The sequence below is a fragment of the Roseovarius aestuariivivens genome (assembly GCF_004761875.1).
GTDB lineage: Bacteria > Pseudomonadota > Alphaproteobacteria > Rhodobacterales > Rhodobacteraceae > Roseovarius > Roseovarius aestuariivivens.
Window position 1 is genome coordinate 210400 of sequence record NZ_SJEY01000007.1, and the last position, 22384, is coordinate 232783.

Below are 22384 nucleotides of genomic sequence, written 5' to 3' on the forward strand. Positions count from 1 at the left end.
GGCGTTCGCGCCCGGGTTTTTTGTTGCCCGGCGCCGGTGTGGGCTCACAGCCATCCGCGTGCCAAGACTGTCATGCCGCCGTTGCAGCACCCCGATCCGCAGACTAGGTAAACTGTCATGCCCCGCCGCCCCTATCCCTTCTTCGAGGCGCTGATCGCCCCTGCCCGGCCAAGCGCCTCGCTGCCGCAGCTTTTCACCGGCAGCCTCATTGTCGTTCTGGGCTTTTTCACCTCCGTCTATATCGCCTCGATCCTGCTGCGCGCGCTCTTGCCCGCCGATCTGAGCGAGCGTTTGTTCGCCGCGCTCGAGGATGGCGGCACCGCGGCCGGTGTGCTGGGCAATCTCTTCATTTTCATCTTCGCGCTTCTCGCGCTCAACGTGGCGCTGCGGCAGGTGCACGGGCGCAGTCTTGCCAGCCTCCTTGGCCCGACGCGACTGGCCACACTGCAGTTCCGGCGCGTCTGCCTCTATCTTGCGGGTCTGCACCTCGCGATTTCGGTCCTGATGCCGACGCCGCCCGATTTTGTGCCCGAGCCGAACCTCGATCCGGCGCTTTGGCTCACGCTCCTGCCGCTCGCGCTTCTTGCCCTGCTGATCCAGACCGGCACGGAAGAACTGGTGTTCCGCGGTTACCTGCAAAGCCAGCTCGCGGCACGGTTCCACGCGCCCTGGGTTTGGATCCTCGTGCCGTCCGCCGCCTTCGGGGTCCTGCATCACGATCCCGCCATGAACGGGGACAATACCTGGCTGATCGTGCTCTGGGCCACGGCCTTCGGGATCGCCGCCGCCGACCTGACCGCGCGCGCCGGCACGCTTGGTCCGGCCATCGCGCTGCACTTCATCAACAATTTCGCGGCCATCCTTCTGGCCGCGCCCGAGGGCAATTTCGACGGGCTGGCGCTCTATTCCATGCCCTTCTCGCTCGAGGATCGCGGCGCGGTCTGGCTCTGGGCGCCGGTCGACCTGATGGTGCTCTTCTGCAGCTGGCTCGCCGCGCGGCTCGCGCTCCGGCGCTGATTGCAATTGCGGCGCGCGCCCATTATCTCTCGGCGCAGACGGCAGCAGGGGGCCCCACGCCTATGAACTGGATCACCAATTACGTGCGTCCGCGCATCAACTCGATCTTCTCGCGCCGCGAGATCCCCGAGAACCTGTGGTCCAAATGCGATGAGTGCGGCACGATGCTGTTTCATCGCGAACTCACCGACAATCTCAATGTGTGCACCTCCTGCGGGCATCACATGGCGATTACGCCCCGCGCACGCTTTTCCGCGCTCTTCGATGGCGGCGCCTTCGCCGAGATCGAGGTCCCCGCGCCCAATCTCGATCCGCTGCATTTCCGCGATCAGAAGAAATATCCCGACCGGATGAAAGCCGCGCAAAAGGCGACGGGAGAGAAAGAAGCCATGCTCGTGGCCACCGGCGACATCGGGCGCACGCCCATCGTCGCCGCCGCGCAGGATTTCTCGTTCATGGGCGGCTCCATGGGCATGTATGTGGGCAACGCCATCATCAAGGCCGCCGAAGAGGCCGTGCATCTCAAACGCCCGCTCATCCTCTTCTCCGCTGCCGGCGGCGCGCGCATGCAGGAAGGCATCCTGAGCCTCATGCAAATGCCCCGCACCACCGTCGCGGTGCAGATGCTGAAAGAGGCGGGCCTGCCCTATATCGTCGTGCTGACCCACCCGACCACCGGGGGCGTGACAGCCTCTTACGCAATGCTGGGCGACGTTCATATCGCAGAACCGAACGCGCTCATCTGCTTTGCCGGCCCGCGCGTGATCGAACAGACGATCCGCGAAAAACTGCCCGACGGGTTCCAGCGCGCCGAATACCTGCTCGACCACGGCATGCTCGACAGGGTGACGCCGCGCGCCCGGATGCGCGACGAGCTGATCGGAATCACCCGGATGCTGCTGGGCCTGCCCCCCGCCGTGATGGGCGACCTGCCGCCGCCCGACCCGTCCCGCGCCGCACCCGCGCCGCTGGAACCGGACCCGGCCGCGCCGAAGGCCCCCGACGAGGCATGACCGCCGCCCTTGCCGGGGCGGCCAGCGGGTTTGCCATTACGCTCACAATGTATCTCTGCGGCCTCTTGCGCGACCGCTCCGGACTGGCGGTCCTGGTGGCCGCCATCGCCTTCTTCTACCCGGTTTTCGCGGTCGATCACGGCGGTCTGTTCCTGCACGGGGCAATCTTCGCCACCTTCGCCGCCGCCGCGATCTGGGCCTATCACCGCAGCACCCTCGCGCTGGCGCTGGTTCTCGGCGCGCATGGCCTCCTCGACCTTGCCCTCGGCCTGACCGGCCATCCCGGCCCCGGCTGGTGGCCGCATTTCTGCGGCGCGCTCGATCTCGCCGCCGCCGCTCTCGTCTGTCTGCTCGTGCGTCTCGAAAGGATCCCCGCATGACCGCGCCCGCCCAAGGCTCCGATGTCATCCTCGACCGGATGATGGCGCTCCACCCCAAGATCATCGACCTCACGCTCGACCGGGTCTGGCGCCTGCTCAAGGCGTTGGATAATCCCCAGGATCGGCTGCCGCCGGTCATTCACATTGCGGGCACCAACGGCAAGGGCTCGACCCAGGCGATGATCCGCGCCGGCATCGAGGGGGCGGGCCTGACCGCCCATGCCTATACCTCGCCGCATCTCGCGCGATTCCACGAACGCATCCGCCTCGCGGGAGAGCTGATTTCCGAGCCAGACCTGACGGCGGTGCTTGACGAGTGCTACGCCGCCAATGGCGACGCATCCATCACCTATTTCGAAATCACCACCTGCGCCGCAATCCTCGCCATGAGCCGCGTTCCGGCGGATTACACGCTGCTCGAGGTCGGGCTTGGCGGGCGGCTCGATGCCACGAACGTGATCGTACGCCCCGCACTTACGCTCATCACGCCGGTCTCGATGGACCACGAGCAGTATCTCGGCGACACGCTGGCCAAGATCGCGGGCGAAAAGGCCGGGATCCTCAAGCGCGGCGTGCCCTGCGTGGTCGGCCCGCAGGCGGACGACGCGATGGACGTGATCGAGACCCGCGCCACAGCCCTCGGCGCGACGCTTCTGGCCGACGGACAGCACTGGCACGCGAACGAAGAGCGCGGGCGGCTGGTCTTTCAGGACGAAACCGGGCTCCGCGACCTGCCCCTGCCCAACCTGCCCGGCGCCCACCAGATCGAGAACGCGGGCGCCGCCCTCATGGCGCTGCGTCACCTCGGGCTGGGCGATGCCGCGCTCGAGGCCGCCGTGACCCGCGCCCACTGGCCCGCACGGATGCAGCGCCTGCGCACGGGTCCGCTGGTCGAGGCCGCGCCCGAAGCCGAGATCTGGCTCGACGGCGGGCATAACGCCGCCGCCGGAGAAGCGCTGGCGCGGCATCTCGTAAACCTGCCGCCACGGCCCATGCATCTCGTCTGCGGGATGCTCAACACCAAGGATATCGGCGGCTACCTGCGTCCTCTGGCCGGGGTCGCGCAAAGCCTGACTGCGCTTTCCATTCCCGGCGAGGCGAACACCCTGCCCGCGGATGAGACCGCCGCCGCCGCCGACAAGGCCGGCCTGCCCGCCACCACCGCGCCCAGCGCCACCGAAGCGGTGCGCGCCATCGCGGCGACCGATCCCACCGCCCGCATCCTCATCTGCGGCTCGCTCTATCTGGCCGGGCATATCCTGCGCGAAAACGGCTGAGGGCCGGCACTTCTGTCGAGGACGGTCAGGCGGGCGCGCCCGGGTCTCCGCCGTCCTCTTCCGCCAGAAGCGCGCGCAAGCCGCTCCGGTAGTCGGGATAAAGCAGCTCTACGCCAAGCTCCTCGCGGATGCGGCGATTATCCACGCGTTTGGACTCCGCATAGAAACTGCGCGCCATCGGCGACATCTCGGCCTCCTCGAAATCCACTTCGGGCGGCAGCGGCAGACCCAGCAACTCGGCGGCATAGCCGATCACGTCCTGTGGCGGGGCGGGATCGTTGTCACAGACGTTATAGGCCGTGCCCGGATTGGGTGCCTTGATCGACGCCTCGAGCACCTGCGCGATATCCTCGACATGGATGCGGCTGAAGACCTGGCCCTTCTTGATGATGCGCCGCGCCGTACCCTGCCGGACCTTCTCGAAGGGGCCGCGCCCGGGCCCATAGATGCCCGCCAGCCGGAAGATGTGCAGCGGCAGGCCCTCGACGGCCTGCCATTGCGCCTCGGCCTGCACCCGCCGTTGACCGCGCTCGGTCGAGGGGGTCAGGGGCGCTTCCTCGGTCACCCATTCGCCGTCGTGATCGCCATAGACGCCCGTCGTCGACAAATATCCCGCCCATACGATGCGCAGTGCAATCTGGGAAATCTCCCGCCCCATCTCGCGCAGGACCGGGTCGCCGCCCTCGTCCGGCCCCGCCGAGATCAGCAGATGATCGGCCTGCGCCAGCGCCTCCTCAAAATCGCCTTCGGGCCACAGGATCGGGATCACGCCCTCGTCCCGCAGCGCCTCGGCTTTGTCGGCCTTGCGCGTCGTGCCGTAGATCGTCCAGCCCTGCGGCAAAAGCCGCCGCGCCAGCGCGCGCGCCGAATAGCCGTGGCCGAAAGACAATAGCGTGCCGGTCATGTGGGATCCCCCTGAGGCTTCAGGCTCTCATGTAACATCCAGAGGCCGGGACGCCACCCAAGCATAGCCGTTTTCGCACAGGATATAGACCTCGCGCAGCCCATGCGGCTTGTCGGTGGGCGGCTGCAGGATATGCGCCCCCGCCGCCTCGGCCCGCGCGGCCGCCGCGTCGGGGTCGGTGTCAAACAGCCGGATCTCGGCCCCGGCGCCGCGCGCGCCCGCCTCGGGCAGCAGTCCAAGAAGCGGGTTGGCGGCATAGGTCGCATCGGCATGGATCTGCAGCACCGCATCGCCATAGGTCAGGATCGCGAAATCCCGGCTCACCCGATGGCCCCGCATGCCGAACACCGCTTCGAGGAAGGCCACCTCCGCCAACACGTCGCGCACCAGAAGGTTCAGCCCCACGCCCCGCAGCGACGCACCGAACGCTCCCGCACTGACCGTTTCGAAATCCATCGCCCGTCCTTTCGCCGTCCGACACGGATCAGCTTGAACAGCGCCCGCCGGGCGTGTCAACGTGGCCACGAGCAGTCGATTGTACCGGATACAGCCCATGGCGACGGATCCCGCCGAAACCAGCTTCAGAACCCCCGCCCTGCCCGGGCCCGAGGCGTTTTCCACGCCCCACAGCGCGGTGCAGCGCCTGATCGACCTTTACGACACCGCCACCGGCTGGCTCTGCGAAGAGTTCCTGTCGGCCATGGGGCCCGCCGGGCCGCGCGGCCGCGCCCGCGCCTTCTATCCCGAAATCCGGATCACCACGTCGAGCTACGCCAAGATCGACAGTCGCCTGAGCTTCGGCCACCTTGCCGAACCGGGCACCTATGCGGCCACGATCACCCGGCCCGCCCTCTTCCGGCACTATCTCGAACAGCAGATCGGCCTTCTGATGGACAATCACGAGGTTCCGGTCATCATCGGCCCGTCCGAGACGCCCATGCCGGTGCATTTCGCCGTCGCAACGCGCCCCGATCTCACGGTGCCGCAACAGGGCGCGGCGCGGTTCACTCTGCGCGATCATTTCGACGTGCCGGATCTTGCCACAACCAATGACGACATCGTAAACGGCACGCATGTCACCCTGCCGGGCGCGCCCGCGCCGCTGGCGCTTTTCTCGGCGCAGCGGGTGGATTACTCGCTCGCGCGGCTGGCGCATTACACCGACACCGACCCGGCCCATTTCCAGAATCACGTACTGTTCACCAACTACCAGTTCTACATGGCCGAGTTCGAGGCCTATGCCCGCCGTGCGCTTGGCGATCCCGAAAGCGGCTATACCGCCTTCGTGGGCCCGGGCAACGCGGTCATCACCGACGGCGACGCGCCTCTGACGCCGTCGCGAAAACAGCCGCAGATGCCCTCCTACCATCTCAAGCGCGCGAATGGCGCGGGCATCTCGCTGGTGAATATCGGCGTGGGGCCGTCCAACGCCAAGACCGCGACCGATCACATCGCGGTGCTGCGCCCGCATGCGTGGATCATGGTCGGCCACTGCGCGGGGCTGCGCAATTCGCAGTCTCTGGGAGATTTCGTCCTCGCCCATGCCTATCTGCGCGAGGACGGCGTGCTCGATTCCGACCTGCCCGCCTGGGTGCCGATCCCGGCCCTGGCCGAAATCCAGATCGCCCTGCAGGACGCCGTCGCGCAGGAAACCCAGTTGCGCGATTTCGAACTCAAGCGGATCATGCGCACCGGCACCGTCGCCAGTTTCGACAACCGCAACTGGGAATTGCGCGACCAGTCCGGCCCGGTCCAGCGGCTCAGCCAGTCGCGCGCCATCGCGCTCGACATGGAAAGTGCGACCATCGCCGCCAACGGCTTTCGCTTCCGGGTGCCCTACGGCACCTTGCTCTGCGTCTCGGACAAGCCGCTGCACGGCGAACTGAAGCTGCCGGGCATGGCCAGCGACTTCTACACGACACAGGTTTCGCGCCATCTTTTCATCGGGATTCGCGCGATGGAAACGCTGCGCGACATGCCTCTGGAACGGATCCACAGCCGGAAATTACGCAGTTTTGACGAAACCGCCTTTCTGTAAGTGGCAGAATCAGCGGGAAACCGGCAAAAATCCCTTATTTTGCTACACTATTTATTGTGTTTATCCACAAGATGCAGTTAACTCCGCTTCACGAGGCCCTAGGAACGGGCAGTTGAAGGAGACCAGTCAATGGCAAAACCGATGACCAAGACCCAGCTCGTGGCGGCTCTGGCCGAAGAAATGGGCAGCGACAAGAAGACCGCAAGCGGCGCGCTTGACGGCATCATCGACATCATCACCCGCGAAGTGTCGGGCGGCGGGGCCGTAACGCTTCCCGGCGTCGGCAAGATCTACTGCCGCGAGCGTCCGGCGCGCACCGTGCGCAACCCCGCGACCGGCGAGCAGATCCACAAGGACGCCGACAAGGTCGTGAAAATGACCATCGCCAAGGCTCTGAAGGACAGCGTGAACGGCTGATCTTGCCTTTACAGCGCCTTTTCGAAAGGGTCGCCCGCAAGGCGGCCCTTTCTGCATCCGGAGACATCTCATGGACATTCGCGCGATCCTCATGGGGCTGGCCTTCGCCGTCATGTGGTCCTCGGCCTTCACCTCGGCGCGCATCATCGTGGCCGCCGCGCCACCCGTCACGGCCTTGTCCCTGCGCTTTCTCATTTCCGGACTTCTGGGCGTGCTCCTCGCGCGCCTGCTCGGGCAAAGCTGGCGGCTGACCCGCGCCCAGTGGCGTGCCACCATCATCTTCGGATTGTGCCAGAACGCGCTCTATCTCGGCCTCAACTTCGTCGCCATGCAAACGATCGAGGCGTCGCTCGCCGCAATCATCGCCTCGACCATGCCGCTGCTCGTCGGCCTGGTCAGCTGGGCGGTCTTCGGCGAAAAGATCGGCAAGCTCGGCACGGCAGGTCTCGTCGCCGGCGTGATCGGCGTTGCGATCATCATGGGCTCGCGCCTGCAAGGGGGTGCGGATCTCTACGGCGTCGCGCTCTGCGTGGCGGGTGTCATCGCGCTCACCTTCGCCACGCTGTCGGTGCGCGGCGCCACGTCGGGGGGGAATTTCCTCATGATCGTCGGTCTGCAAATGCTCGTGGGCAGCGCGGTGCTCGGCACTGTCGGCCTGGCCACCGAAACGCTCGACATCGCATGGTCCTGGCAACTCGTCGCGGCCTTCGCCTATACCACGCTCATCCCCGGGCTTGCGGCCACGCTGGTGTGGTTCTGGCTGGTCAATCGCATCGGCGCGGTCAAAGCCGCGACCTTCCACTTCCTGAACCCCTTCCTGGGCGTCGTCATCGCGGCCCTGATCCTGGGCGAGGCGCTGCGGCTTTGGGATCTTGTCGGCGTCACGATCGTTACGGCGGCTATTCTCGCCGTGCAGCTTTCGCGCCAGGGCACCAGAACGCCCTGATCTTCATCTGGCCGCAAATACCTCAGGGAGTTTGAGGGGCAGCGCCCCTCATTCCAAAAAAAACAGCGCGGCGCAGCCGCACCTCTGGCTCAGCCGATCACGCCGCGCGGCCCGTCGCCCACCTGCCCCCTGTGCAACAGGTAATGATCCAGGATCACGCAGGCCATCATCGCCTCGGCCACCGGCACCGCGCGAATGCCTACGCAGGGATCGTGGCGGCCTTTCGTGATCACCTCGGTCGGGCTGCCATCCAGCCGGATCGACCGGCGCGGCGTCAGGATCGAGCTTGTCGGCTTCACTGCAAAGCGCACGACGATATCCTGGCCGGTGGAAATCCCGCCCAGCACGCCACCGGCGTGGTTGCTGCTGTACTCGGGGCCAGCCTCACCCATGAAGATCTCGTCGGCGTTCTCGGTGCCCTTCAGACGGGCCGCCGCCATGCCTTCGCCGATCTCCACGCCTTTGACGGCGTTGATGCTCATCATCGCGGCGGCCAGATCGGTGTCGAGCTTTCCATAGACCGGCGCGCCCAGACCCGCCGGCGCGCCACGGCACACCACCTCGATCTCCGCGCCCACCGAATCGTGCGCCTTGCGGATGCCCTGCAGATACTCGGCCCAGATCCCGACCGCCCCCGCGTCGGGCACCCAGAAATCGTTGCGCGCGATCTCGTCCCAGTCGAACGCGTCCCGGTCGATGGTCACATCGCCCATCCGCGTCATATAGCCCACGACCTCCAGCCCCGGCACCAGCGCCTTCAGCGCGGCACGCGCCAGGCCACCGGCGGCGACCCGCGCCGCCGTTTCTCGCGCCGAACTGCGCCCGCCGCCGCGATAATCCCTCACCCCGTATTTCTGGTGATAGGTGATATCGGCATGGCCGGGCCGGAAGGTCTGCGCGATCTCGCCATAGTCGCGGCTGCGCTGATCGGTGTTCTCGATCATAAGCTGCACCGGCGTCCCGGTGGTCTGCCCCTCGAACACGCCCGACAGGATCTTGACCGCGTCGGCCTCCTGCCGCTGGGTGGTGTGCTTGTTCTGCCCGGGCCGCCGCTTGTCCAGGAATTGCTGCAGAAAGGCCTCGTCGACCGGCACGCCGGGCGGGCAGCCATCCACCGTGGCCCCAAGCGCAGGTCCGTGGCTTTCACCCCATGTCGTGACGCGAAACAGATGTCCGAAGGTGTTGAGGCTCATGCGCGGCCGTCTCCCTGTTCTGTGCGCCTGATCTAGCCGCCCGCCGCCAGCGTCTCAAGCGATTTCCCCGCCGCACCCCGCAATGCAGGCGGACGGGCATCGGCCCGCCATGTCGCGACCGGCCCGGTAAAACTTTTTCCTGCGCGTTCCCAAGCCTCTGCGGGATTTTCCGGAAAAAACGAATCACCGGATATTGACCGATTCGCAATGTTTCGCCTAAATGCTGTGTGACGGTTGACAACAGCACCTTTTGGCAAATTCGGCCCGGTGCGATCTCGGGAACACCGTGCCCGACACGCGCAGGGCTTTTTCGGAACACGTGGCAGGACGGAATGAGGGGCCGGTTCAACGGCCCCCTTTCTTTTCTGACGCCCGCAGACAACGGCCCGACGCAAAGAAAAAGCCCCGGATCGCGGCGGCAATCCGGGGCTTTCCATGTGATCGAACGCTCAGTTCAGTGCAGCTTTGCGCCCACCTGCTTGATCGAATCCTCGATCAGCGCCTTGTTGTCGTCCGCGCTCATCGACTTTGCAACGACCTCTTTCGCGGCGGCGACGGCCACGTTGATGGCCTTGTTGCGCACCTCGCGAACGGCGTTCGCCTCGGCCGACGCGATCTGGTCCTCGGCGGCCTGCAGACGGCGCTGGATAGATTGCTCCAGATCCTTCTTGGCCTGCTCGGCGGCTTCGGCGGCCTCGGTCTTGGCATGCGCCACGATCCGGTCGGCCTGCTCCTGCACTTCCTTCTGCTTGCGCTCGTAGCTCGCCAGAAGGGTCTGCGCCTCTTCCCGCAGGGCCCGTGCCTCGTCCAGCTCGGACTTGATGCCATCGGCCCGCTTGTCGAGCATGCCCCCGATCAGCCCCGGCACCTTGAGGTAGACCAGCAGCGCGATGAACAGCAAGAACGCGATCAACACCACGAAATTCGTGTTCGACAGCGAAAAGAACGGGCCTTTCGCGGCGAACGCGGGGCTGGCGACCGTCAGGGCGACCAGCGTGGCAAGGGTCTGTTTCATGGCGCTCATCCTTTCAGCCGTGCGGCGACGGCCTTGTCGATAGCGGCGGTATCGGCCTTTTGACCCATGGCGGCGACCAGTTCCTTGGCGGTGTCCTTGGCGACGGTCTCGACGTTTTCCAGCGCGCTGGCGCGGATCTCGGCGATGGCCTTCTCGCTTTCGGCGGCCTTCTCGGCGATCTGCGCGTCGGCCTTCTTGGCGGCTTCGTCCTGTTCCGCTTTGATCTCGGCCTTGGCCTCCGCGATGATCTCGTTGGCCTTGGACCGGGCATCGGCAAGGGCCTTTTCATAGGCCTCTTCCGCTTCCTGCGCCTTGACCTTCAGGTCTTCGGCTGCGGCCAGATCGTTGGTGATCGTGCCCTGACGCTCGGCCAGCACGGCGGCAATGCGAGGCAGCGCGATCCGCGACAGGATAAAGAAGATGACGACCAGCGTGACGACAAGCCAGAAGATCTGGTTGCCCATCCAGTCGGGGCAGAGCTGCGGCATGCCGATGGCGCCGCCACCTGCATCGACGCAGGCGCTCGTGCTGCCGGCTGCATCATGTGTTTCGGTTGCCATGTCGTCCTCCGATGGGAACTTTCCGTGTACAGAGGGTGAGCGGCGTAATACCCCTCACCCCCGGTCGTAAGGATCGTCGTCCGAGAGGCTTAAACGGCGAACATCAGCAGAAGTGCCACGAGGAACGAGAAGATCCCCAGCGCTTCGGCAAACGCGATACCGATGAACATGGTGGCCGTCTGGCCAGCAGCGGCCGAGGGGTTCCGCAGGGCGCCGGACAGGAAGTTGCCGACCACGTTGCCCACACCGACGGCTGCGCCGCCCATGCCGACCGAGGCCAGGCCTGCGCCGATGAATTGACCCATTTGTGCGATATCGCCTTCCATTGTGATGTCTCCTTACGTTGGAATTGGCTTGGATAGGGTTCGCCCGACCTTAGTGCGCGGGATGCAGCGCATCCTTTAGGTAAACGCAGGTCAGGATGGTGAAAACGTAGGCCTGGATAAAGGCCACGAGCATTTCGAGCGCGTAGATCGCCGTGATCGCAAGGATCGACAGCGGCGTCACGACAAGGCCGATCCCGGTCGAGATCAGCACCAGCGGCGCGAAGGCCGCGAAAACCTTGATCACCGCGTGACCGGCCATCATGTTGCCAGCAAGACGGATGGAGTGGCTGACCGGGCGCACGAAGTAGGAAATCACCTCGATTACCGCCAGGATGGGCCGCAGCGGCAAGGGGGCCGCGCCGACCCAGAAGAGGCCCAGAAAGCCCGCGCCGTGCTTGACAAAGCCGATCACCGTGACCGCCACGAAGACCAGCATCGCCAGAACGGCGGTGACGGCGATATGGCTGGTGGTGGTGAAGGCGCCGGGAATAAGCCCGAGGAAGTTCGAGAAGACGATGAACATGAACAGCGTCATGATGTAAGGGAAGTACGGCAGCGCGTCCTTGCCCGCCACGTCCTCGACCATCTTGCGGATGAACCCATAGGCCAGTTCCGCCACCGACTGCGTGCGGTTGGGGATTGTGGCCCGGCCCGAGGTGCCAAGAACCAGAAGCCCCACGATCGCCAGAACCGTCAGCACCATCCAGAAGGTCACGTTGGTGACGGTAAACAGGCCCACCGGGCCATCGCCGAAAAGCGGCTTGACGATAAACTGATCCATCGGGTGGAAAACAAGCTCTTGGCCGCCTTCTTTCGCGTCAGTCGCCATGGGTCGTCCTCTTCTCGCTGCCCTGCTGTAGATCAGCCTCGGGCATGTCCGTCTCGGCCTCGTCGGCCAATTTCTCGTGCTGGATCTCGGCGGCGCTGCGCATCATCGTCTTGATGCCGGCAGCGAGGCCCAGCAGGGTAAAGATGACAAGGAAAATCGGGATGGTCCCAAAGAGGTAATCCAGCCCGTATCCCATGCCAAAACCGATCAACAGACCGGCCACAATTTCGATCACCATCCGCCAGGCCAGCTGCGCCTGACTGTAATGGCTTTCCTGATGGGGCTTCGGCGCGTCTTTCGCCTTGAGCTGGTTGATCCGATCTTCGAGCCGCGCAAGACGCTCTCTCTCGTCAGGATCCACCACCTTTGCCCCTCCGGAACAGTTGCGATGTTGCTACGTGGCGGGCGCGCGCGAGTCAAGACAGCGCGGCAGCGCGGCAAGTGCATGATTTTGCTAGAATTTCCCGAAGGCCACCAATCTGCCGCAGGGTCTTCCGGGGCAATATGCTCATGTTTGCGATATTCAACCGCGCGGTTGAGTTTGGCGCTCCCCCCCGGATCGGACGGTGGGCTTGACGGCAAAGTCACGTGGGTATTTTGCCCAGAAGACGCCGGGACGCAGGGCCTAGGTGGCCAGCGCATCCGCTGAAAGCCAGTGCGCCTCGACGCCCCAGCTTTCAAGCAATGCAAGAAGAGCGTCGGGCGTCATCGCCACCGTCCGGTCGTTGACCAGCGGATGCACGTGAATGAATTCCGCCTCAAGCAGCGCCGCGTCCATGAAAAGCGTCACGCCGGCACCGGCGCCGGTGCGCATCGCCAGCGGGCTGACCGCGCCGGGCCGCACGCCAAGGAACTCCATCAACCGCTCGGGCGAGCCGAAAGACGGCTTGCCACAGCCCATCGCCGCGCCGAGCGCGGCAAGATCCACGTCACGATCCTGTTCCAGCGTCACAAGGTAATTCCGCTTCTTGCGGTCGCGCAGGTAGAAATTCTTGACGTTCATGCGCCCCGGCCCATTCGGCACGTCGCCGCCCTGCACCGTCTTGGCGTCCTCGACCGTGCGCAGAGGGATATGCTCATGAAGATCAAAAGCGATCCCGGCGGCGCGCATCTCGTCGAGAAGCGCATCCGAACTGACCGGCAGACTGTCCTGATAAAGCGAAGAGGCGTCCATGCCGCACTTTTGCCGCGCTGCGCCGCCTGCGGCAACCCCCTAAGGCTTGACTCGGTGGGTTCACGGGCCTAAACGCCCCTCAACATTTCCGGAAGGCGTCGTTTCTTCCGGTCCCGTGGGATCATCCCGGGATCGCCCCCCACCAGCGAGTTTCGCCCGTGGGGGCATTTATGCTTTGAACCGTTGCCCCTATCTTGGGGGCAGCAAACCGCAACCGGCGCAGGAGGCCTTGGCGATGTTTGAAAACCTATCCGAACGCCTGTCAGGTGTCTTCGACCGGCTGACCAAGCAGGGCGCGCTCAGCGAGGATGACGTCAAGACAGCCCTGCGCGAGGTGCGCGTGGCCCTGCTCGAGGCCGACGTGTCGCTGCCGGTGGCGCGCGATTTCGTCAAGCGCGTGCAGGATCAGGCGACGGGCCAGGCCGTCACCAGATCGGTGACACCGGGCCAGCAGGTCGTCAAGATCGTGCACGACGCGCTTGTCGACACGCTCAAGGGCGAAGGCGATCCCGGCGCGCTCAAGATCGACAATCCGCCCGCGCCGATCCTCATGGTCGGTCTGCAGGGCTCGGGCAAGACCACCACCACCGCCAAGCTTGCCAAGCGCCTGAAAGAGCGCGAGGGCAAGCGCGTGCTCATGGCCTCGCTCGACGTCAACCGCCCGGCAGCCATGGAACAGCTCGAAATCCTCGGCCGCCAGATCGGCGTCGACACGCTGCCCATCGTCAAGGGCGAAAACCCCGTCCAGATCGCCAAGCGCGCCAAGACGCAGGCGGGTCTGGGCGGCTACGACGTCTACATGCTCGACACCGCCGGTCGCCTCCATATAGACCAGGAACTGATCGCGCAGGCCGCCGCCGTGCGCGACGTGGCCAACCCGCGCGAGACGCTGCTGGTGGTCGATGGCCTCACCGGCCAGGACGCGGTCAACGTGGCCACCGAATTCGACGACAAGATCGGCGTCACCGGCGTGGTCCTCACCCGGATGGACGGCGACGGGCGCGGCGGTGCGGCGCTTTCGATGCGCGCCGTGACCGGCAAGCCCATCCGCTTCGTGGGTCTGGGCGAAAAGATGGACGCCATCGAGACCTTCGAGCCCGAGCGCATCGCGGGCCGCATCCTTGGCATGGGCGACATCGTCAGCCTTGTGGAAAAGGCGCAACAGACCATCGAGGCCGAACAGGCCGAGAAGATGATGAAGCGTTTCCAGAAGGGTCAGTTCAACATGAACGACCTCAAGATGCAGCTCGAACAGATGCAGAAGATGGGCGGCATGGAAGGCGTGATGGGCATGATGCCCGGCATGGGCAAGATGGCCAAGCAAATGGAAACCGCCGGCATCGACGACAGCATCCTCGCGCGTCAGATTGCCCTCATCAACTCGATGACGAAAAAAGAGCGCGCCAACCCCAAGCTCCTGCAGGCCTCCCGCAAGAAACGCATCGCCAAGGGCGCGGGACTGGAAGTCTCCGAGCTTAACAAGCTTCTCAAGATGCAGCGCCAGATGGGCGACATGATGAAGAAGATGGGCAAGATGGGCAAAGGCGGGATGCTCAAGCAGGCCATGAAAGGCATGTTCGGCAAGGGCGCCCCCAGCCCCGAGGAGATGGCGCAGGGCATGGACCCCAAGGCGCTGGAACAGGCGGCCAAGCAGATGGGCGCCGGGCGCGGCGGCCTGACCGGTCTGGGCGGCGGCGCGGCCCTGCCGCCCGGCCTCAGCGGGTTCGGCAAGAAGAAATAAACCATGCCAGCCACCGCCCCCACCATAAACACGCCGCGCCTCACCCTGCGCGCGCCCCGGATGACCGATTTTCCGGCCTACCGCGACGCCTGCGCGTCCGACCGCCTGCGCTACATGGGCGGGCCGATGTCGATGCGCGACGCCTGGGGCATGTTCTGTCGCGACGTGGCGCAATGGGCGCTGCTGGGGCACGGCGGCTGGGCCATCGAAGACCGTGCCACCGGCGCGACCGTCGGGCAGATCATGCTCAGCCGGCATCCTGATTTCGCCGAGACCGAACTGGGCTGGATGGTCTTCCCAGAGGGCGAAAGCAAAGGCATCGCCTTCGAGGCGGCCGAGGCCGCGCGCGGCTGGGCGTATTCCGAGGGCGCGCAGACCACGCTGGTCAGCTACATCCACAAGGACAACGCACGCTCCATCGCGCTGGCCCAAAGACTTGGCGCGGCGCATGATCCCGGCGCGCCCGAATGCCCCTACCCGGACCATCTGGTCTACCGTCATCCCGCGCCCGGCGCGGCATCGCGGCGAGGTGCGGCATGATCCCGGCGGACTGGATCTTCGGCCTGTTGGGCGGCCTCATGATCGGCGCGGCGGCGGCGATGTTCCTGCTCGTCAACGGGCGGATCATGGGGGCGAGCGGCATCCTGGGCGGGGTCGTCGACGGCTCCGGCCGGGGCAATCTGGACGAGCGGTTCGCGTTTCTTGCGGGTCTTGTCGGCGTACCGGCGGTCGTGGCGCTGGTCTGGCAGGCGCCCCAGACCAACCTGACGACAGATCCCCTGCTCCTCGTTGTCGCCGGTCTCCTCGTGGGGCTCGGCACGCGCATGGGCAGCGGCTGCACGTCGGGGCACGGGGTTTGCGGCATCTCGCGTTTCTCAAAGCGCGGCATCGTGGCGACGCTGGTCTATCTCGCCGCCGGTGTGATCGCCATGGCCGTGGCGCGCCACGGGCTGGGGGTGATCTGATGCGCGCGCTCTTCGCCTTTCTCGCCGGTGGCCTCTTCGGGGTCGGTCTGATGCTTTCGGGCATGACCGACACCGCCAAGGTGCAGGGCTGGCTCGACGTGCTTGGGGCGTGGGATCCGACGCTGGCCTTCGTGCTGGGCGGGGCGATCCTGCCGATGCTGGTGGCCTGGCGGGTGGCGGGCAAACGCCCCACCGCCGCGCTCGGCACGCCCATCCCGGCGAAACCCGCGCAGATCATCGACGCGCGCCTGCTCGCCGGCGCCACGCTCTTCGGGATCGGCTGGGCGCTTGTGGGTCTCTGCCCCGGTCCGGCCCTCGCGGCGCTCAGCTATAATGGCGGGCACGGCGCGGTCTTCGTGGTGGCGATGGTCGCCGGGATGCTGATCTGGCACATCCTGCATCTGGGCGGCGCGATGCGGGGGCGCCCGGCATGACCCTGTCGCTCGACATACCCCAGCTGGACACCGACCGGCTTCTCCTGCGCGGCCCCGAGCCCGAGGATTTCGAGCCGCTCTGCGGGTTTCTTCTGGATCCCACACGCTCCTGGGGCTTCGGGACCGAGGCCAATCGCGGCCGCGCCTGGCGCTGGTTCGCGCTCTCGATCGGCCATTGGGCGCTGCACGGCTACGGTTATTTCACCATCGAGTGGAAAGAAACGGGCGAGCCTTGCGGCATCACCGGTATCTGGAACCCCGAAGGCTGGCCCGAGCCGGAACTGGGTTGGGCCGTCTATGACCGGTTCGAAGGACGCGGCATCGCCTTCGAGGGGGCCGAACGCGCGCGGCGCTGGGCCTATGAGGATCTCGGGTTCACGACGCTCACCTCCAACATCGTGCCGGGCAACGCCCGTTCTGTGGCGCTGGCCGAACGGCTCGGTGCCTGGTTCGAGCGGACCTACATGAATATCGAGATGGGCGAGGATCTGCTCTATCGCCACCCCGGCCCCGACGCCCTCGGGATCGGCGCGGATGACGACGGCAGCCCGGAGGCCTACGCATGACAGGCCAGATGCTCTGCGAACGCCCCGCGCCGCCCAAGGCCGCGGCCCTGGCCGACCGGCTCGCGGCGGAACTGCCGGCGCTCGAAACCGCGCGGCTCCGGCTGCGCGCGCCGCGCCTGGCGGATTTCGCCGCCTATGCCGATATCGTCTGCGGTCCGCGCGGCGAAGGGCTGGGCGGGCCGATGGCCCATGGCGAGGCCTGGTACGACTTTTCCAACATGGTCGGCTGCTGGCTCTTGCGCGGCCACGGGCTCTGGTCGATCGAGCCGCGCGGCGGCGGCGATCTTCTGGGCTTCGTCGTGCTGGGCTGCGAGCCGGGCGACGAAGAGCACGAGCTTGGCTTCCTGCTCACCGAAGCCGCCGAAGGCCATGGCTATGCAACAGAGGCGGCGCAGGCCGCCCGCGCCTTTGCCCGCGACACGCTCGGCCTGCCGTCGCTGGTCAGCTATATCGTGCCGCAGAACGCCCGCTCCATCGCGCTGGCGCAGCGGCTGGGCGCGACCCCGGCCGGCGACGGACGGCCCGGAAGCCATGCCGGCACCGCGGTGTTCCGCCACGACCTGAACAAGGCGGAGGGCTGAGAGATGGGTCATCCGAGTATCCCCGTTCTGGAAACCCGCCGGCTGGTGCTCCGCGCGCCCGAGCCGCAGGACTACCCGGATTTCAAGGCCACCTTCGCCTCCTACCGCTCGCGCTTCATGGGCGGGCCGCTCAATCCGTACGAGGCGTGGATGCTCTACGCCGCCGAAATCGGGCATTGGGAAATCCGCGGCTACGGCATGTGGATGATCCACCGGCGCGACACGGGCGAGACCGTGGGCATGGCCGGCGGCTGGTTTCCCGCCAAGTGGCCCGAGCGCGAAATCGCCTGGATCATCTGGCCGGAGAAGGCCGGCAACGGCTTTGCCCTCGAAGCCACGCACAAGGTGCGCGACCATCTCTATGCCAAGGGCTGGGACGGGGCGGTCAGCTATATCGACCCCAAGAACCTCGACTCGATCCGCCTCGCCGAACGGCTGGGCTGCGTCAAGGACCCGGAAGCACCCACCATCGACGGCAATGATGCGGTCTACCGCCATCCCACGCCCGCCAGGCTTGCCAACAGCCAGATCCGCGACGGGATCGAGCTGGAAATCGGGCATTACGCCGATCCGATGTTCAGACCGAAGGGGATGCCCATTGACTGATGACGCCACCACCCGCGCCGCCGCCCTGCTCAAGGGCCACCGCGAGAGCATCGACCGGCTCGACGCGATCCTCGTCTATACGCTGGGCGAGCGCTTCAAGCACACCCAGGCCGTGGGCAAGCTCAAGGCCGAACACGACCTTCCCCCGTCCGATCCGGCGCGCGAAGCCGCCCAGATCGCACGGCTCGAAGACCTGGCGACCCGGGCCGATCTCGACCCGGAATTCGCCAAGAAGTTTCTGAACTTCATCATCGCTGAAGTGATTCAGCATCACAAACAACAGCAAACGTAGGGCGTGCTTCAGCGCGCCAAACCAACAGCCATTCAAAGGAGACACAAACAATGGCCATGAAAATCCGCCTCGCCCGTGGTGGCAGCAAGAAACGCCCTTTCTACCGCATCGTCGCCGCCGACAGCCGCATGCCGCGCGACGGCCGCTTCATCGAGAAGCTGGGCACCTACAACCCGCTCCTGCCCAAGGACAGCGAGGACCGCATCAAGATGAATGTCGAGCGTATCCAGTACTGGCTCGACCAGGGCGCGCAGCCCTCCGACCGGATCTCGCGCTTCCTCGAGGCCGCGGGCATTCTCGACAAGAAAGAGCGCGCGAACCTTAAGAAGGGCACCCCGGGCAAGAAGGCCCAGGAGCGCGAGAAGGAGAAAGCCGACAAGGCCGCCGCTGCCGCCGAGGCCGCCAAGGAAGCCGAAGCCGCCCCGGCAGAGGCAGAAGCCGAAGCCGCCGAAGAGACCAGCGAAAGCTGATCTTTTCAGCGGGGCGTGCGGGGCATGCAGGGGTTTTCGCCTGACTTCCAGTCGGATCTCGACCGGCTCATGCGGTGGCGGCGCGACGTGCGCCGCTTCCGCACCGACGCGGTCGACGAGGCCACGCTCGCCCGCTGCCTCGAGGCGATCCGGCTCGCACCCTCCGTCGGACTGTCCGAACCCTGGCGCGTGTTGCGCATCGAGGACCCCGCGCTCCGTCAGGCCGCGCTGGACAACTTCCGCGCGGCCAATGACGCGGCCCTCTCGGGCTATGACGGCGACCGCGCACAGACCTATGCCACGCTAAAGCTGTCGGGCATGGCAGAGGCACCCGTGCAACTGGCCGTCTTTTGCGACGAGAGCACCGACAAGGGCGCAGGGCTCGGCGCCGGCACCATGCCCGAAATGCGCCGCTACTCGGTCGTGGCCGCCGTCACGCAATTCTGGCTTGCCGCCCGCGCGGCGGGCTTGGGCGTGGGCTGGGTGTCGATCCTCGACCCCGACAGGCTCGCCCGCGATCTGAACGTGCCCCCCGACTGGGCCCTCGTCGCCTGGCTCTGCGTCGGCTGGCCCGAAGCGGAAAGCGAAACGCCCGAGTTGCAGCAGGCCGGCTGGGAAGATCGCTCCGACAGCCTTCACATCGAGGTGCGCTAGACATGTTCGGCCTTATCCGTCTCGTGATCTTTGCCGCGCTCGCCTTCGTGGCGGGCGTGCTTTACGAGCGGTCCGACCAGCGCGGCGAATGCCCCGGCACCTACCGCGCCGGGCTGTGCTATGTCGAAGGGGGCTCCGATGTCTGAACGGGTCTGCATCGGCGCCGTCGCCGGCGCGTTTGGGGTGCGCGGCGAATTGCGGCTCAAATCCTTCACCGCCGAGCCTACGGATGTGGCCACCTATGGCCCTGTCGAGACCGAGGATGGGGCGCAAAACTTCACCATCACGCTCACCGGGCAGGCCACCAAGGGCGCGCTCATCGCCCGGCTCTCGGGCATCGCCACCAAGGAACAGGCCGACGCTCTCAAGGGCGCGCGGCTTTACGTGGCGCGCGACCGTCTGCCCGCCCTGCCCGACGACGAGTATTACCACGCCGACCTCATCGGGCTGGAGGTGTTCGACACCGGCGGCACCTCCCTGGGGCGCGTCAAATCCGTGCAGAACCACGGCGCGTCCGACCTTCTGGAAATCCACGGGCCGGGGCTCAAATCCACCGTGCTTCTGCCCTTCACGCTCGACGCCGTGCCGACCGTGGATATCGCCGGGGGCCGCATCATCGCCGACCCGCCAGAGGGGCTCTTTTAGGCCGATGTCCAACACGCCCTCGAAATCCCATGGCCGCAAATCCATCACCGCCTCGCTCAAACCGCGCAGCCTGATGGAAGGCCCGGAACGTCTGGCGCGCGCCTGGCAGGCCCAGATCATCACGCTTCTGCCCGGGGCCTTTCCCGGCGTGCTGGGCGAAAGCCTGACGGGCCGCGCGCTAAAAGACGGGCTCTGGCAGCTCGACACCACCGATCTGCGGCTCTTCGGCGAGGGCCGCCACCGCAATGTCGACGACACGCCCGCCGGCGGCGGTGCGGGTATGGTCCTGCGCGCCGACGTGATGGGCCGCGCGATCGAGCACGCGCGCACGAAATCCGTCCCCGGCATGCCGCTCATCTATCTCAGCCCGCGCGGCCGCCCCTTCACCCAGGCCGTGGCCGCGCGCCTCGCCGCCCGCCCCGGCGTGACGCTGATCTGCGGACGGTTCGAAGGGCTCGACCAGCGGGTGATCGACCATTACGACATCGAAGAGATCTCGCTCGGCGATTTCGTTCTGACGGGGGGCGAGATCGCGGCGCAGGCCATAATCGACGCCACCGTGCGCCTGCTCCCCGGCGTTCTCGGCAACGCCGCCTCGACAGAGGAAGAAAGCTTTTCGCAGGGTCTGCTGGAGCATCCCCAATACACCCGCCCCGCCGAATGGAACGGGCGCCCCATCCCCGAGGTCCTGACCTCGGGCGATCACGCCAAGGTGGCCGAGTGGCGCCGCGCCCAGAGCGAAGCCCTGACCAGGGCCCGCCGCCCGGACCTCTGGGCGGCCTATCAAGCGTCCCGCAAGCCCTAGACGGACGCTGGATTATCGAAAAGTTTGGCGCGCGACCTTGCGACGGGTAAAAGCGCCGCCATGCGTATCCGCCTTTATCAGCCAGAGGACGCCGCCGCGCTCTCGCGGATCCTGCACGACGCCGTGCACGGGCTGGGCATGCGGGACTACACACCCGCGCAGCTTGCGGCATGGAGCCCAACCCCACAGCCGCCCGCGCAGTTCGCCGCGCGCCTCGGCGACGGTCGCGCCGTCTTCGTGGCCGAGGACGCCGCCCTGGCGCCTTGCGCCTTCATCGAACTTTTGCCCTCCGGCCAGATTGACCGCTTCTACTGCGCGCCCGGTCACGCGGGCATCGGGGTTGCCGCCGCCCTCTACGATCACCTTGAAACAGAGGCCCGCCGCCGGGGCCTCGACCGTCTCACCGTCGACGCCAGCGCGATGGCGCGGCGGTTCTTTTTACGGCAAGGATTCACCGAGCTGGCAAGGCAGGAGGTCGAGCGCGCGGGCGTCACGCTCTACAATTTCGCAATGGCAAAAGACCTGTCTCAGCCGGCAGACAACGGGCCTTGATCCACGCGCCGATCCCCCCTATACCCCGCCTGTCTGCGGCTCACCCCGAGTCGGTCGGACCTGCTTGGCGTTTGTCTCCCGCTGTCTACGGGATCCCGCAACGGCATGGCAGCTCAAGAAAAGAAATGACGACCTGATCCTCCGGCGGGCGCTATCCAAGCGGACCCGATCCAGGACCCGGAGTTCTGAGGCGGCACACCACCTTTGCGGATGAAACCGCAAGCAGCATATGGAGTAGAAGCGATGGACATTATCGCTCAGATCGAGGCGGAACAGATCGCCGAACTGGGGAAAACCATCCCCGATTTCAAAGCCGGCGACACCGTGCGCGTCGGCTTCAAGGTGACCGAAGGCACCCGCACCCGCGTGCAGAACTTCGAAGGCGTCTGCATCAGCCGCAAGAACGGCGCGGGCATCGCAGGGTCGTTCACCGTGCGCAAGATTTCCTTCGGCGAAGGCGTCGAGCGCGTCTTCCCGCTGTATTCCACGAATATCGAGAGCATCACCGTCGTGCGCCGTGGCCGCGTGCGCCGCGCCAAGCTCTACTACCTGCGCCAGCGTCGCGGCAAGTCGGCCCGGATCGCCGAAGTGTCCAACTACAAGCCCAAAGCCGACGCCTCGGCCTGAAGGAGCGTTCAGACATGAAACAAGACCTGCATCCCGATTACCACTTCATCGACGTGAAGATGACCGACGGCACCATCGTCAAGATGCGCTCGACCTGGGGCAAGGAAGGCGACACCTTGTCGCTCGACGTGGACCCCACCGTGCACCCGGCCTGGACCGGGGGCGGCGCGCGCCTCACCGACGCGGGCGGCCGCGTGTCGAAATTCAAGAACAAGTACGCCGGCCTCGGCTTCTGAGCCACGCCAGCGCGTGACCGATGCAGCGCCGCCCCCAACGGGGCGGCGTTTTTCTTGGCGCCCTCCGCCTGCGGGCCGCCCGGGACTGTGCCGGACAGGCCGCGCCGCGGAAAAATTCCGC

At 66.2% G+C, this 22384-nt stretch carries 32 protein-coding genes; 23 read left to right on the top strand and 9 right to left on the bottom strand.

What is annotated here, in order from left to right:
- Positions 1-117: 117 nt before the first annotated feature.
- The 4 genes from EZV60_RS13070 to EZV60_RS13085 all read left to right on the top strand — a co-directional run bounded on the left by EZV60_RS13070 (position 118) and on the right by EZV60_RS13085 (position 3687).
- The gene (locus EZV60_RS13070) at positions 118-1017 is read left to right on the top strand and encodes a CPBP family intramembrane glutamic endopeptidase (protein WP_135506030.1); all 900 of its coding nucleotides are present in this window, start codon (positions 118-120) and stop codon (positions 1015-1017) included.
- Between the two features lie 62 nt (positions 1018-1079).
- The gene (gene accD / locus EZV60_RS13075) at positions 1080-2030 is read left to right on the top strand and encodes an acetyl-CoA carboxylase, carboxyltransferase subunit beta (RefSeq protein WP_135506031.1); all 951 of its coding nucleotides are present in this window, start codon (positions 1080-1082) and stop codon (positions 2028-2030) included.
- Positions 2027-2410: a hypothetical protein gene (locus EZV60_RS13080; protein ID WP_135506032.1), complete on the top strand. Its 384-nt coding sequence runs from the start codon at positions 2027-2029 to the stop codon at positions 2408-2410. The genes accD and EZV60_RS13080 overlap by 4 nt, the downstream gene beginning before the upstream one ends.
- Positions 2407-3687, top strand: coding sequence for a bifunctional folylpolyglutamate synthase/dihydrofolate synthase (locus EZV60_RS13085; protein ID WP_135506033.1), 1281 nt, complete (start codon positions 2407-2409; stop codon positions 3685-3687). Before EZV60_RS13080 ends, EZV60_RS13085 begins: the two co-directional genes overlap by 4 nt.
- Before the next feature lie 25 nt (positions 3688-3712).
- Here EZV60_RS13085 and EZV60_RS13090 read toward each other — a convergent pair whose 3' ends face one another.
- Both EZV60_RS13090 and EZV60_RS13095 read right to left on the bottom strand, forming a co-directional pair.
- Entirely contained in the window at positions 3713-4591 is an 879-nt protein-coding gene (locus tag EZV60_RS13090) for an SDR family oxidoreductase (protein WP_135506034.1), read from the bottom strand.
- A 27-nt stretch (positions 4592-4618) separates the two neighbouring features.
- Positions 4619-5047: a VOC family protein gene (locus EZV60_RS13095; RefSeq protein WP_135506035.1), complete on the bottom strand. Its 429-nt coding sequence runs from the start codon at positions 5045-5047 to the stop codon at positions 4619-4621.
- A 97-nt stretch (positions 5048-5144) separates the two neighbouring features.
- On the opposite strand from EZV60_RS13095, the gene EZV60_RS13100 reads away from it, so the two are divergent.
- From EZV60_RS13100 to EZV60_RS13110, 3 genes are all read left to right on the top strand, one after another.
- A complete protein-coding gene (locus EZV60_RS13100) occupies positions 5145-6629 on the top strand; it encodes an AMP nucleosidase (protein WP_135506036.1) in 1485 nt (494 codons plus the stop codon).
- A 129-nt stretch (positions 6630-6758) separates the two neighbouring features.
- A complete protein-coding gene (locus EZV60_RS13105; RefSeq protein WP_135506037.1) occupies positions 6759-7046 on the top strand; it encodes an HU family DNA-binding protein in 288 nt (95 codons plus the stop codon).
- Positions 7047-7116: 70 nt separating this feature from the next.
- The gene (locus tag EZV60_RS13110; protein ID WP_135506038.1) at positions 7117-7992 is read left to right on the top strand and encodes a DMT family transporter; all 876 of its coding nucleotides are present in this window, start codon (positions 7117-7119) and stop codon (positions 7990-7992) included.
- 89 nt (positions 7993-8081) lie between these two features.
- Here EZV60_RS13110 and aroC read toward each other — a convergent pair whose 3' ends face one another.
- From aroC to EZV60_RS13145, 7 genes are all read right to left on the bottom strand, one after another.
- Complete coding sequence (gene aroC, locus EZV60_RS13115; protein ID WP_135506039.1) at positions 8082-9185, bottom strand: chorismate synthase; 1104 nt, start codon at positions 9183-9185, stop codon at positions 8082-8084.
- A 454-nt stretch (positions 9186-9639) separates the two neighbouring features.
- Entirely contained in the window at positions 9640-10200 is a 561-nt protein-coding gene (locus EZV60_RS13120) for a F0F1 ATP synthase subunit B (RefSeq protein WP_135506040.1), read from the bottom strand.
- Between the two features lie 5 nt (positions 10201-10205).
- On the bottom strand, positions 10206-10760 hold the full coding sequence (locus tag EZV60_RS13125; protein WP_135506041.1) for a F0F1 ATP synthase subunit B': 555 nt from the start codon (positions 10758-10760) through the stop codon (positions 10206-10208).
- Between the two features lie 89 nt (positions 10761-10849).
- On the bottom strand, positions 10850-11086 hold the full coding sequence (locus EZV60_RS13130; RefSeq protein ID WP_135506042.1) for a F0F1 ATP synthase subunit C: 237 nt from the start codon (positions 11084-11086) through the stop codon (positions 10850-10852).
- 49 nt (positions 11087-11135) lie between these two features.
- Complete coding sequence (locus EZV60_RS13135) at positions 11136-11915, bottom strand: F0F1 ATP synthase subunit A (protein WP_135506043.1); 780 nt, start codon at positions 11913-11915, stop codon at positions 11136-11138.
- On the bottom strand, positions 11905-12279 hold the full coding sequence (locus EZV60_RS13140) for an AtpZ/AtpI family protein (RefSeq protein ID WP_135506044.1): 375 nt from the start codon (positions 12277-12279) through the stop codon (positions 11905-11907). Before EZV60_RS13140 ends, EZV60_RS13135 begins: the two co-directional genes overlap by 11 nt.
- Positions 12280-12540: 261 nt before the next feature.
- On the bottom strand, positions 12541-13089 hold the full coding sequence (locus EZV60_RS13145) for a prolyl-tRNA synthetase associated domain-containing protein (RefSeq protein WP_135506045.1): 549 nt from the start codon (positions 13087-13089) through the stop codon (positions 12541-12543).
- 235 nt (positions 13090-13324) lie between these two features.
- Between EZV60_RS13145 and ffh the strand changes: the two genes are divergently transcribed.
- The 16 genes from ffh to rpmE all read left to right on the top strand — a co-directional run bounded on the left by ffh (position 13325) and on the right by rpmE (position 22263).
- A complete protein-coding gene (ffh, locus tag EZV60_RS13150) occupies positions 13325-14830 on the top strand; it encodes a signal recognition particle protein (RefSeq protein ID WP_135506046.1) in 1506 nt (501 codons plus the stop codon).
- Between the two features lie 3 nt (positions 14831-14833).
- Positions 14834-15370, top strand: coding sequence for a GNAT family N-acetyltransferase (locus EZV60_RS13155; RefSeq protein ID WP_135506047.1), 537 nt, complete (start codon positions 14834-14836; stop codon positions 15368-15370).
- Positions 15367-15795, top strand: a complete 429-nt coding sequence (locus EZV60_RS13160; protein ID WP_135506048.1) for a YeeE/YedE family protein — start codon at positions 15367-15369, stop codon at positions 15793-15795. The genes EZV60_RS13155 and EZV60_RS13160 overlap by 4 nt, the downstream gene beginning before the upstream one ends.
- Positions 15795-16229, top strand: coding sequence for a DUF6691 family protein (locus EZV60_RS13165; protein ID WP_135506049.1), 435 nt, complete (start codon positions 15795-15797; stop codon positions 16227-16229). The genes EZV60_RS13160 and EZV60_RS13165 overlap by 1 nt, the downstream gene beginning before the upstream one ends.
- Positions 16226-16795 carry a GNAT family N-acetyltransferase gene (locus tag EZV60_RS13170; protein WP_135506050.1) on the top strand — a complete coding sequence of 190 codons (570 nt, stop codon included), beginning with the start codon at positions 16226-16228 and terminating at the stop codon, positions 16793-16795. Before EZV60_RS13165 ends, EZV60_RS13170 begins: the two co-directional genes overlap by 4 nt.
- Complete coding sequence (locus tag EZV60_RS13175) at positions 16792-17376, top strand: GNAT family N-acetyltransferase (protein ID WP_245306297.1); 585 nt, start codon at positions 16792-16794, stop codon at positions 17374-17376. Before EZV60_RS13170 ends, EZV60_RS13175 begins: the two co-directional genes overlap by 4 nt.
- Before the next feature lie 3 nt (positions 17377-17379).
- Positions 17380-17982 (top strand): GNAT family N-acetyltransferase, encoded by a 603-nt coding sequence (locus EZV60_RS13180; RefSeq protein WP_135506051.1) that lies wholly within the window; start codon positions 17380-17382, stop codon positions 17980-17982.
- Complete coding sequence (locus EZV60_RS13185) at positions 17975-18274, top strand: chorismate mutase (RefSeq protein ID WP_135506052.1); 300 nt, start codon at positions 17975-17977, stop codon at positions 18272-18274. Before EZV60_RS13180 ends, EZV60_RS13185 begins: the two co-directional genes overlap by 8 nt.
- Before the next feature lie 50 nt (positions 18275-18324).
- Positions 18325-18744, top strand: coding sequence for a 30S ribosomal protein S16 (rpsP, locus tag EZV60_RS13190; RefSeq protein ID WP_135506053.1), 420 nt, complete (start codon positions 18325-18327; stop codon positions 18742-18744).
- Positions 18745-18768: 24 nt separating this feature from the next.
- Positions 18769-19398 (top strand): 5,6-dimethylbenzimidazole synthase, encoded by a 630-nt coding sequence (gene bluB / locus EZV60_RS13195; RefSeq protein ID WP_135506054.1) that lies wholly within the window; start codon positions 18769-18771, stop codon positions 19396-19398.
- Between the two features lie 2 nt (positions 19399-19400).
- Complete coding sequence (locus tag EZV60_RS19130) at positions 19401-19544, top strand: hypothetical protein (RefSeq protein WP_167853527.1); 144 nt, start codon at positions 19401-19403, stop codon at positions 19542-19544.
- Entirely contained in the window at positions 19537-20043 is a 507-nt protein-coding gene (rimM, locus tag EZV60_RS13200; RefSeq protein ID WP_135506055.1) for a ribosome maturation factor RimM, read from the top strand. The genes EZV60_RS19130 and rimM overlap by 8 nt, the downstream gene beginning before the upstream one ends.
- Before the next feature lie 4 nt (positions 20044-20047).
- The gene (gene trmD / locus EZV60_RS13205; protein WP_135506056.1) at positions 20048-20848 is read left to right on the top strand and encodes a tRNA (guanosine(37)-N1)-methyltransferase TrmD; all 801 of its coding nucleotides are present in this window, start codon (positions 20048-20050) and stop codon (positions 20846-20848) included.
- Positions 20849-20908: 60 nt separating this feature from the next.
- On the top strand, positions 20909-21400 hold the full coding sequence (locus EZV60_RS13210; protein WP_135506057.1) for a GNAT family N-acetyltransferase: 492 nt from the start codon (positions 20909-20911) through the stop codon (positions 21398-21400).
- 243 nt (positions 21401-21643) lie between these two features.
- Complete coding sequence (rplS, locus tag EZV60_RS13215) at positions 21644-22027, top strand: 50S ribosomal protein L19 (protein ID WP_135506058.1); 384 nt, start codon at positions 21644-21646, stop codon at positions 22025-22027.
- Between the two features lie 14 nt (positions 22028-22041).
- Complete coding sequence (rpmE, locus tag EZV60_RS13220) at positions 22042-22263, top strand: 50S ribosomal protein L31 (RefSeq protein ID WP_135506059.1); 222 nt, start codon at positions 22042-22044, stop codon at positions 22261-22263.
- Positions 22264-22384: the final 121 nt, after the last annotated feature.

What these genes read in the sequence shown, in the direction of transcription:
- EZV60_RS13070 (WP_135506030.1), top strand. Translation starts at nt 118, where the DNA reads ATGCCCCGCCGCCCCTATCCCTTCTTCGAGGCGCTGATCGCCCCTGCC.
- accD (WP_135506031.1), top strand. Translation starts at nt 1,080, where the DNA reads ATGAACTGGATCACCAATTACGTGCGTCCGCGCATCAACTCGATCTTC.
- EZV60_RS13080 (WP_135506032.1), top strand. Translation starts at nt 2,027, where the DNA reads ATGACCGCCGCCCTTGCCGGGGCGGCCAGCGGGTTTGCCATTACGCTC.
- EZV60_RS13085 (WP_135506033.1), top strand. Translation starts at nt 2,407, where the DNA reads ATGACCGCGCCCGCCCAAGGCTCCGATGTCATCCTCGACCGGATGATG.
- EZV60_RS13090 (WP_135506034.1), bottom strand. Translation starts at nt 4,591, where the DNA reads ATGACCGGCACGCTATTGTCTTTCGGCCACGGCTATTCGGCGCGCGCG.
- EZV60_RS13095 (WP_135506035.1), bottom strand. Translation starts at nt 5,047, where the DNA reads ATGGATTTCGAAACGGTCAGTGCGGGAGCGTTCGGTGCGTCGCTGCGG.
- EZV60_RS13100 (WP_135506036.1), top strand. Translation starts at nt 5,145, where the DNA reads ATGGCGACGGATCCCGCCGAAACCAGCTTCAGAACCCCCGCCCTGCCC.
- EZV60_RS13105 (WP_135506037.1), top strand. Translation starts at nt 6,759, where the DNA reads ATGGCAAAACCGATGACCAAGACCCAGCTCGTGGCGGCTCTGGCCGAA.
- EZV60_RS13110 (WP_135506038.1), top strand. Translation starts at nt 7,117, where the DNA reads ATGGACATTCGCGCGATCCTCATGGGGCTGGCCTTCGCCGTCATGTGG.
- aroC (WP_135506039.1), bottom strand. Translation starts at nt 9,185, where the DNA reads ATGAGCCTCAACACCTTCGGACATCTGTTTCGCGTCACGACATGGGGT.
- EZV60_RS13120 (WP_135506040.1), bottom strand. Translation starts at nt 10,200, where the DNA reads ATGAAACAGACCCTTGCCACGCTGGTCGCCCTGACGGTCGCCAGCCCC.
- EZV60_RS13125 (WP_135506041.1), bottom strand. Translation starts at nt 10,760, where the DNA reads ATGGCAACCGAAACACATGATGCAGCCGGCAGCACGAGCGCCTGCGTC.
- EZV60_RS13130 (WP_135506042.1), bottom strand. Translation starts at nt 11,086, where the DNA reads ATGGAAGGCGATATCGCACAAATGGGTCAATTCATCGGCGCAGGCCTG.
- EZV60_RS13135 (WP_135506043.1), bottom strand. Translation starts at nt 11,915, where the DNA reads ATGGCGACTGACGCGAAAGAAGGCGGCCAAGAGCTTGTTTTCCACCCG.
- EZV60_RS13145 (WP_135506045.1), bottom strand. Translation starts at nt 13,089, where the DNA reads ATGGACGCCTCTTCGCTTTATCAGGACAGTCTGCCGGTCAGTTCGGAT.
- ffh (WP_135506046.1), top strand. Translation starts at nt 13,325, where the DNA reads ATGTTTGAAAACCTATCCGAACGCCTGTCAGGTGTCTTCGACCGGCTG.
- EZV60_RS13155 (WP_135506047.1), top strand. Translation starts at nt 14,834, where the DNA reads ATGCCAGCCACCGCCCCCACCATAAACACGCCGCGCCTCACCCTGCGC.
- EZV60_RS13160 (WP_135506048.1), top strand. Translation starts at nt 15,367, where the DNA reads ATGATCCCGGCGGACTGGATCTTCGGCCTGTTGGGCGGCCTCATGATC.
- EZV60_RS13165 (WP_135506049.1), top strand. Translation starts at nt 15,795, where the DNA reads ATGCGCGCGCTCTTCGCCTTTCTCGCCGGTGGCCTCTTCGGGGTCGGT.
- EZV60_RS13170 (WP_135506050.1), top strand. Translation starts at nt 16,226, where the DNA reads ATGACCCTGTCGCTCGACATACCCCAGCTGGACACCGACCGGCTTCTC.
- EZV60_RS13175 (WP_245306297.1), top strand. Translation starts at nt 16,792, where the DNA reads ATGACAGGCCAGATGCTCTGCGAACGCCCCGCGCCGCCCAAGGCCGCG.
- EZV60_RS13180 (WP_135506051.1), top strand. Translation starts at nt 17,380, where the DNA reads ATGGGTCATCCGAGTATCCCCGTTCTGGAAACCCGCCGGCTGGTGCTC.
- rpsP (WP_135506053.1), top strand. Translation starts at nt 18,325, where the DNA reads ATGGCCATGAAAATCCGCCTCGCCCGTGGTGGCAGCAAGAAACGCCCT.
- bluB (WP_135506054.1), top strand. Translation starts at nt 18,769, where the DNA reads ATGCAGGGGTTTTCGCCTGACTTCCAGTCGGATCTCGACCGGCTCATG.
- EZV60_RS19130 (WP_167853527.1), top strand. Translation starts at nt 19,401, where the DNA reads ATGTTCGGCCTTATCCGTCTCGTGATCTTTGCCGCGCTCGCCTTCGTG.
- rimM (WP_135506055.1), top strand. Translation starts at nt 19,537, where the DNA reads ATGTCTGAACGGGTCTGCATCGGCGCCGTCGCCGGCGCGTTTGGGGTG.
- trmD (WP_135506056.1), top strand. Translation starts at nt 20,048, where the DNA reads ATGTCCAACACGCCCTCGAAATCCCATGGCCGCAAATCCATCACCGCC.
- EZV60_RS13210 (WP_135506057.1), top strand. Translation starts at nt 20,909, where the DNA reads ATGCGTATCCGCCTTTATCAGCCAGAGGACGCCGCCGCGCTCTCGCGG.
- rplS (WP_135506058.1), top strand. Translation starts at nt 21,644, where the DNA reads ATGGACATTATCGCTCAGATCGAGGCGGAACAGATCGCCGAACTGGGG.
- rpmE (WP_135506059.1), top strand. Translation starts at nt 22,042, where the DNA reads ATGAAACAAGACCTGCATCCCGATTACCACTTCATCGACGTGAAGATG.